The 5,211-nt window shown below is 47.3% G+C and carries 4 protein-coding genes and 1 riboswitch; all 4 genes read right to left on the bottom strand.

Going from position 1 to position 5,211, the window contains the following annotated elements:
• Nucleotides 1–229 precede the first annotated feature (229 nt).
• The 4 genes from QUB26_RS31095 to cobG all read right to left on the bottom strand — a co-directional run bounded on the left by QUB26_RS31095 (nucleotide 230) and on the right by cobG (nucleotide 4,899).
• Nucleotides 230–940, bottom strand: a complete 711-nt coding sequence (locus QUB26_RS31095; protein WP_333234318.1) for a precorrin-2 C(20)-methyltransferase — start codon at nucleotides 938–940, stop codon at nucleotides 230–232.
• A gap of 87 nt (nucleotides 941–1,027) precedes the next feature.
• Entirely contained in the window at nucleotides 1,028–2,311 is a 1,284-nt protein-coding gene (gene iscB / locus QUB26_RS31090; protein ID WP_333321163.1) for an RNA-guided endonuclease IscB, read from the bottom strand.
• A 235-nt stretch (nucleotides 2,312–2,546) separates the two neighbouring features.
• The gene (locus tag QUB26_RS31085) at nucleotides 2,547–3,176 is read right to left on the bottom strand and encodes a precorrin-8X methylmutase (protein ID WP_333246957.1); all 630 of its coding nucleotides are present in this window, start codon (nucleotides 3,174–3,176) and stop codon (nucleotides 2,547–2,549) included.
• Nucleotides 3,177–3,321: 145 nt separating this feature from the next.
• A complete protein-coding gene (gene cobG / locus QUB26_RS31080; RefSeq protein ID WP_333321161.1) occupies nucleotides 3,322–4,899 on the bottom strand; it encodes a precorrin-3B synthase in 1,578 nt (525 codons plus the stop codon).
• Between the two features lie 8 nt (nucleotides 4,900–4,907).
• Nucleotides 4,908–4,987: riboswitch (adenosylcobalamin-variant (AdoCbl-variant) riboswitch) on the bottom strand.
• Nucleotides 4,988–5,211: the final 224 nt, after the last annotated feature.

Genomic DNA, 5,211 nt, shown 5'->3' with positions numbered 1-5,211 from the left:
ATTTGTTTATGATTGCTTTATTTGGTTTTCAATGTTCGTGACGGCTTTGTGTTCCGCCATGTAAATAAACATAAAGCATATTCTCAGGTTTGTAAAGTTTTTTAACAACAGATTAACTGATGATATGTATAAGATTGACTTATAAATAGCAGGAATGGTGGATAAATGGGAAAGAATGGACAAAAACTAGGTAAAGCCTGGAAGCGCGTCGCCTTCAGGCATGGAAATATTAAGATACAGACTTCTGCTGGCTAGGTATCATAATGAGAGCCCAATAGGGAACTTCAGCGGGTTCGACATCTGCGATCGCCCGAATTCGCTGATTCGGCATAGTTGCGCGTTCTATATACAATGCTCGATCGAACTGTCCCAACTCAATCAGTACATCCCGGACTTTCGCAAAATGCCTCCCCAGCTTAATAATCACAGCCGCATCAACAACCGCCAGCCGATCGCGCAAAACCTCAGCATCCAGCGTCGCAGGCATAATACTTAACACATCGTTACGATAAGTCAGCGGCACTCCCAACGCAGCCGCACTCGCCATTGTCGAAGAAATTCCCGGCACAACTTCAGTGGTAAATCTCGCCGACAAACGGTTGAATAGATACATAAACGAGCCGTAGAGAAAAGGCTCGCCCTCACATAGCACCGCCACATCCCGCCCCTCGCTCAGATGTGCCGCAATTTTCTCGGCTGCAATATCATAATAAGGTTGAGACGATCGCGTCGGACTAAAAGGCAGCGGCATCGGAATCTCAATTTGCTCCGGGCGCAGATAATCTGCGACGATCGCCCGCGCCAGCACCTTACCATTTTCCATCGCCGGATAGGCAATCACCGGCACCGATTGCAAAATCCGATAAGCTTTCAAAGTAATCAATTCTGGATCGCCAGGGCCAATACCCAAACCGTACAATTTACCAGTAGCCTTAGTCATAAAAACCTCGCGATAACTTGGAAACCCAGTGGCTTTAGCCCTGGGAGGAAAAGGGACACGGGATACTAAAGTATCCCGTCAACAGTCTTAAAACCCATAATTGTACCCATCCTTTTGATGAATAGGAAAACAATATTTGTGATTGATTCCTTGGATTAATCCTTGGGTTGTTGCCACATTAAAACTGCCAGATGAGCGGACAGCCACTCTGCCCGTATAAGTGCCCATCTTTTTGCCCGAAGTAACAACGGCTTTTACAATATCCCCTGTCTGGAAACCCTTAACAAACTTAAACCTCGGAACGTACCTAGAAGGGAATCCAAATTTATCCGTGCGGCACATCTGCCTTGAACCATGCCCCGTGGCTTTGATATTCAAAGGCTGATTCACTGAAACGGAAATTTCAGGTGTATTCCCTACGCAAGCAGCATCAAAGAAGTGGGTTTTTGGCAGTTCTAGGCGTATGCGATTGAATTTAGTCAACCAGCCAGAGCCTGTAATAATCTCTTTGCCTGTTGCTTTTAATCGATTGAATAAAGCCCATCGAGTCGAGTTAACAGCAGTGGCATCCTTCAACGGACGCTTAGCTTGTGCCACAATTTTTTTCAAAACATCGGGTTTTTTTGCTAAGAATATCTTGATGTCTTTAGTCCCTTTTTTTGTGTTACAAGGTTCGCAAGCTAAGCACAGGTTAGATATTCTATTAGTTCCGCCCGACGATCTAGGATGAATGTGTTCAACTTGTAGCGGTACATTCTCTATGCCACAGTAAGCGCACCGCCTATCCCATTTGGCAAGAAGATACTCGCGGACTTCGTAGCCTTGCAACTCTCCTTGTTGATACTCAATTCCTGAAATCTCCGGGTTTTCCATTTTTTGTAAATCAAACCTAATTAATTCCTGAAAAATCGTCTTAATGGGTGCAAGCTTTGATAGTTTGTTGACCCAAGTTAATGTCGTATCTACTCGGTGCTGGAGGCTGGGAGCCAACCAACCTTTAGATCTAGTTCGGTTCAAAAATCTCGCTTGGCGATACCTTGTCTGGCGACTTCTGCGGTTGCGTCGCAGAGAACGACGCGACTCTAGCAATGCCTTAATTGCTTGAGGGCGATGGGTTAATTCGGCTACCCAGATTAGATGGGAATTCAGAAGCAGAGCAAACCCCGTAACTTTTGAACCGGGGTCAATCTTTAAAGTGACAGGCTGCGGGTATTGAACTACCTTTTTTTTCAAAATTAGAGTGAAAGGATAAAGCCTAAACACTTTACATTTGCCAACCTTTAACAGTTTGCGTGCCAAAGATGGTTTGCATGGTGTTAGTGGTTTGCGGTTAGCATCTAGAACAAAAACGTAATTTGGTTGGATAGACATTGTTGTGTCCCTTCGATTTCTCGTAAAGTTCGCTTTGCCAATGTTATAAGGGCTTTTTACGCTTGCAACACTATTCCAGTGACCTTAGAATTGTTTAATTGCAAACAACAGAGCGGAAAACTAGCGTCGCATTTTCCGGTGTTTTGACCCCAACAACGTAGCCACTTAAGGCTTAGGCGGGTAAGCACGGCTTCAGCAAATAAACTGAAGCCCCGTGTCTTTAGACCGGGGTTGCTTACAATTCATCCTTTTTCGCTAACGCATTCACGGCCGCCGTTGCCATTGCACTGCCACCGCGCCGCCCGTGCAACGTAATAAATGGCACTCCCCGACTGTTGGCGGCCAGTTCGGCTTTGGATTCGGCAGCCCCCACAAATCCTACCGGGAAACCCAGAATTAAAGCCGGTTTGGGTGCTCCGGCATCCAGCATTTCCAGTAGTCGGAACAAAGCAGTCGGGGCATTGCCAATTGCCACAACCGCACCCTGCAAGTTGTCCAGCCATAAATCAAGCGCCGCAGCCGATCGAGTATTTCCTATTTGTCGCGCCAACTCCGGGATTTCGGAATGCCAGAGGGTGCAAATCACCGGATTGTCAGCGGGAAGGCGTTTGCGAGTGATACCTTCGGCCACCATCCGGGCATCGCACAGAATCGGCGCACCTGCGGAGAGGGCTTGGCGTCCGCAGGTGGCTGCACCGGGGGAAGCTGCTAAATCTGTAACAATATCGGTCATGCCGCAACTGTGAATTAGTCGCACGGCTACCGATTCTAAATCGGGCGGCAAGCTTGACAAATCTGCTTCGGCTCGAATTGTGGCAAAGGATTTTGTGTAGATTTCTGTTCCGTCTCGAATGTAGTCAATCATTGTTTAAAACTGCTATGGGAAGTTTGTGGGATTTGTGAAATAGATTTTTTGAATGAACCGCGAAGGCGCGAAGGAAGAAATATCAAGAGAGATAGAAAGAGAAATGATTACAATTTGTCAGTTTTTAGGGAATATTTTTTCACTTTCAATTCCGATTTTCGGTGCTAAAAACCTCCTGCAATTGCTCGATAGCCCACCGATCGACAAACTCACCAAATGACTCCAAAGGCTCTCGAAAGCGCTGATATACCTGCAACATTCGCTCGATCGCACCGGGCATCTCGACAGCACTCACCGCCGGAAAAATTGGTCGCCCGAAGGGCAAATCTTTTCTACCCGCATAAATGTCGTAACCTTCGATCGTCTCGTGTCCTTGCTCAATCTGAATTCCCACCAGCGTGATATCAATTGGCTGGTGCTGGGCGCAGGACTTTTGGCAACCGCTGAAATGAATGTTAATCGGCAGGTCGATCGTCAATTTTTGCGCTAAATCCCTCGCCATTGCTAGGGCGTGACTTTGAGTATCTGTCGCCGCCGACGCACAGCCGCTGCTGCCGGCACAAGCCACCAAGCACGAATCTAGGCGAGTCGCCGACGAGTGCAATCCCAAATCAGCGATTTGCTGTTTTACCTCAAAAAGCTGGGAGTTGGGGATATCAGAAATCAACAGATTTTGCCACGGCGTAAGTCTCAGGGTACCGCTTGCTAGTTTTTGGGCTAAATTTGCCAAATTCCGCAGTTGCTTTGATTCTAGCCTACCGAGAGGCAGTGCAATTCCCATGTAGGAGAAACCGGGCTGTCGCTGAGGATGAATGCCGAGATGTCGGGATTGTTCGATCGCCCTTGCAGATGAGTCGATCGAACGGGCGGGCAAGATGCCCACCCCACAAGGAAATTCACTGTTTGTGGAACAGGCATCTTGCCTGTTTTTGGGAAATGTGCAAGATGTGAATTGCCATAAAAATGGTAAATTCTGCTGTACCCTTTCTAGATAACTTTCAACACCCCAATCTGCCAGCAGGTGACGCAAACGCGGTTTTTTGCCATCAATTCGAGGTCGATTTTTTGTGTATTCAAGATAGGTGCTAGCGAGGGCGGCTAATACTGAAATACATTGCGATTCTTGGATAAAAATTCCTGTATCGCCGTTTAAATGCAGCCGAAAAACGATTTCTGATTTGGTTAAACGACCGAAGGCAGCTAATAAAATATCGTTGCGTAAAGCCTGGATCGAAACCGATTCCCCGCCATCCAAGCCAATACTGAACTTAGGCGAAAGTTCCGACAATTCGGGATGCGTTTGCAGGTAATCATCCCAAGCTTTCACTAGCGGGCGAGTATCGAGTAACTGCTGGCGATCGATCCCTGCTGTCGGGCTTGCCATAATATTGCGAATCGGGTCAACTTCAACGCGGCGAGACGCTATCCCCAATTCCTGCAAGCGGTTCCAGACTTCCGGGGGAATTTCCGAGTGCACTTCTCGGATTTGCAAATTTCCCCGATTCGTCACTTGCAAACAGCCGGTACTGTATTGATCTGCTAAATCGGCGATCGTCCGACACTGCTGCGCGTTTAAAATTCCCCCCGGAATCCGCATTCTCGATAAAACTCCGTCTCGGGCTTGGGAACCGTAAAATAAACCCGGACAAGTCGGCAAATCAGTCAAAGCTAACAAATAATCTCCTCCCCGTGCTACGCAGGGAATCCAAAAGTAAACGCCCACAAAGCGCCCCCGAAATCGGCATTCTGACTTTTACAGTTGCGGCACAGCGCCGGAATTGCACCGGACTTTCCCGCTTTCAGGTTTTAGAAAGGTATCACGAGCTGACCTACAGAAAGCAAAACCCTCAACTTTCTTAACAAAACTTCTGGCGATGGCGTCGGGCCCCGCAAGCTACGCCCCTGTCTCTGGTTTCATCAGCTTTCCTAATCACAGTCATCAGTTTAACTGTCGTCAAACCCCTTTACAAACCTTAACGATAGGCGTAATAATATAAACATCATCCGAACATTGACAACCAAATACAGCAATCAT

Origin of the sequence: Microcoleus sp. B4-C1 (genome assembly GCF_036705285.1) — a bacterium.
Taxonomy (GTDB): Bacteria; Cyanobacteriota; Cyanobacteriia; order Cyanobacteriales; family Microcoleaceae; genus Microcoleus.
Note: the sequence above shows the minus strand (reverse complement) of the source record. Positions and strands in the feature narration are given on the sequence as shown.

What these genes read in the sequence shown, in the direction of transcription:
- iscB (WP_333321163.1), bottom strand. Translation starts at nt 2,311, where the DNA reads ATGTCTATCCAACCAAATTACGTTTTTGTTCTAGATGCTAACCGCAAA.
- QUB26_RS31085 (WP_333246957.1), bottom strand. Translation starts at nt 3,176, where the DNA reads ATGATTGACTACATTCGAGACGGAACAGAAATCTACACAAAATCCTTT.
- QUB26_RS31095 (WP_333234318.1), bottom strand. Translation starts at nt 940, where the DNA reads ATGACTAAGGCTACTGGTAAATTGTACGGTTTGGGTATTGGCCCTGGC.